Below are 1,203 nucleotides of genomic sequence, written 5' to 3' on the forward strand. Positions count from 1 at the left end.
CGCCAGCGCGACGAGATCGAGCTGATCGCGTCCGAGAACATCGTTTCTGCCGCCGTGATGGAGGCGCAGGGCTCGGTGATGACCAACAAATACGCCGAAGGCTACCCCGGACGGCGCTACTATGGCGGCTGTCAATTCGTTGATATCGCTGAAAACCTGGCCATCGACCGCGCCAAGCAGCTGTTTGGCTGTGCGTTCGCCAACGTGCAGCCGAACTCGGGCAGCCAGGCCAACCAGGGCGTGTTCCAGGCGCTGATCAAACCGGGCGACACCATTCTGGGCATGAGCCTGGATGCAGGCGGTCACCTGACCCACGGCGCCCGTCCGAACCAGTCGGGCAAGTGGTTCCACGCGGTGCAATACGGCGTCCGCAAGGAAGACAACATGCTGGACTATGATCAGGTCGAGGCGCTGGCGAAGGAACACCAGCCCAAGCTGATCATCGCCGGAGGCTCGGCCATTCCCCGCGTGATCGACTTTGCCCGCATGCGCGAGATCGCCGATATGGTCGGCGCTTACCTGCATGTGGACATGGCGCATTTCGCCGGTCTGGTGGCGGCGGGCGAGCACCCCAGCCCCTTCCCGCATGCGCATGTGGCGACCACCACCACGCACAAGACCCTGCGCGGCCCGCGTGGGGGTATGATCCTGACCAATGATGAAGATATTGCTAAGAAAGTGAATTCGGCGATCTTCCCCGGCATTCAGGGCGGCCCGCTGATGCATGTGATCGCGGCCAAGGCCGTGGCCTTTGGAGAAGCTCTGCAGCCTGCGTTCAAGGACTACATCAAGCAGGTCGTCGTCAATTCGCAGGCGCTGTCGGATCAGCTGATCAAGGGCGGACTGGACACGGTGACCCACGGCACCGACACCCACGTCGTGCTGGTCGACCTGCGCCCCAAAGGCGTCAAGGGCAACGCGACCGAAAAGGCCCTGGGCCGCGCGCATATCACCTGCAACAAGAACGGCGTGCCGTTTGATCCTGAAAAACCGACCATCACCTCGGGGATCCGTCTGGGCTCTCCCGCCGGCACCACCCGCGGCTTTGGCGAGGTCGAATTCCGCCAAATCGCCGACTGGATCATCGAGGTGGTCGACGGTCTGGCCGCCAATGGCGAAGACGGCAACACCGCCGTCGAAGCCAAGGTCAAGGCCGAGGTCGCAGACCTCTGCGCCAAGTTCCCTCTTTATCCGAACCTGTAA

The 1,203-nt window shown here is 62.8% G+C and carries 1 protein-coding gene; it reads left to right on the plus strand.

Annotated features, from left to right (window positions below; genetic code table 11):
- On the plus strand, positions 1-1,203 hold a 1,203-nt coding region (glyA, locus tag ACR0DT_RS25065), incomplete at its 5' end, for a serine hydroxymethyltransferase (RefSeq protein WP_480713349.1).

It is taken from the genome of Ruegeria sp. BI11, from assembly GCF_056538005.1.